This window comes from Sandarakinorhabdus rubra (genome assembly GCF_010994245.1).
Lineage (GTDB): Bacteria > Pseudomonadota > Alphaproteobacteria > Sphingomonadales > Sphingomonadaceae > Sandarakinorhabdus > Sandarakinorhabdus rubra.
In genome coordinates, this window is sequence record NZ_WMHO01000368.1 from 1 (window position 1) to 1,325 (window position 1,325).

Consider the following 1,325-nt stretch of genomic DNA (forward strand, 5'->3'; position numbering starts at 1 on the left):
GCGCGCGCGCGGCCTTGCGCATGCCGGCTGACCGGTTGCGCCTGGCGCTGGCGCTGCTGGTGCTGGGCGTGGCAGCGCGGCTGGCCTTCGGCCTCACGCTGCGTCCGGCCGAGCCTTTCGCGTTGTTCGAGGGCGGCTGATGCAGCGCCGCCTCCCCCTTCTGCTGTCGTTGTGGCTGCTGCTGGCGGGTGCGGCGCCGATCGGCCTCATCACCCAGCTCAGCCAGGCGCGGATCGACATCAACACCACCTTCCGCGGGGCCGAGCTGCTGGTGTTCGGCGCCATCCAGTATCCGCGCGGCGCCGTGCCCGATGCGCCGCCCGATATTGCCGTGGTGGTGCGCGGGCCGGCAGCGCCGGTGACAGTGCGCAAGAAGCAGCGCATCGCCGGCATCTGGGTCAACGCGGCCGCAGTGCGGTTTGAATCGGTGCCGGGCTTCTATGCCGTGGCCGCCACCCGCCCGGTGGCCGATCTGGCCGATGAACGCACTACCGCCATCTACGAGATCGGCATCCGCAACCTGCAACTGTCACCGGTCAGCAGTGCCGGCGACCGGGTCACCCGCGCGTTCGAGGCCGGGATGATCGCCGCCCGGGAACGCGCCGGCCTGTTCGCCGAACGCCCCGGCAGCGTGCAGCTCACCCGCGATGTCCTCTATGCCGCCCGCATTGCCCTGCCGGCGGCGGTGCCGGTGGGGGATTATACCGCCGAAATCCATCTGATCCGCGATGGCCGCGTGCTGGCCAGCACCTCGGCACCGTTTGTCATCGACAAGTCGGGCTTCGAACGTTGGATATATGTCAATGCCCAACAGCACAGCTTCGCCTATGGCCTGTCGGCGGTGGCGGCCGCGCTGCTGGCCGGCGGGTTGGCCGCGGCCATCTCCCGCCGCCGCTGAGTCCTCCCCGTCCGCTTGCCATTGGCGGCGAGCCAATATTCGACTCGCAAGCCACCGGTTTTTGCTTTAGTTTGAGGGTCGGCGCGTTATCGGCCGGCTGCATGGAAGACTTCACCGCATCGCCCGACAGGCTCCAAAACACAGCACAGACACTTTTGATTTGGGACGTTAGATGAGCTTTGACAGACGTGGGCGCGGACCCGGACGCGGTGGGTTCGACAAGCGCGAGCGCGGGTTTGACGGCGGCGGATTCGACGATTTTGATCGCGGTCGCAGCTTTGGCGGTGGCGACCGGTTTGGCGGCGGCGGCGGTGGTCGCGGCGGCTTTGGCGGCGGCGGTGGCGGCTTTGCCGGTGACCGCGGCGGCTTCGGCGGCGGCGCCGGTGGCGGCGGTCGCTTCGGCGGCGGCGGTGGTGGCGGCTTCGGC

The 1,325-nt window shown here is 69.5% G+C and carries 2 protein-coding genes; both read left to right on the forward strand.

The window, feature by feature from the left end; translation table 11 throughout:
• Positions 1-139 precede the first annotated feature (139 nt).
• Complete coding sequence (locus GJV64_RS14555) at positions 140-898, forward strand: TIGR02186 family protein (protein WP_164158202.1); 759 nt, start codon at positions 140-142, stop codon at positions 896-898.
• Positions 899-1,070: 172 nt separating this feature from the next.
• The coding region (locus GJV64_RS14560; protein ID WP_205599655.1) for a hypothetical protein at positions 1,071-1,325 on the forward strand (255 nt) is incomplete at its 3' end.

Excerpts from the sequence above, each read along its gene's own strand:
- GJV64_RS14555 (WP_164158202.1), top strand. The coding sequence starts at position 140 with ATGCAGCGCCGCCTCCCCCTTCTGCTGTCGTTGTGGCTGCTGCTGGCG.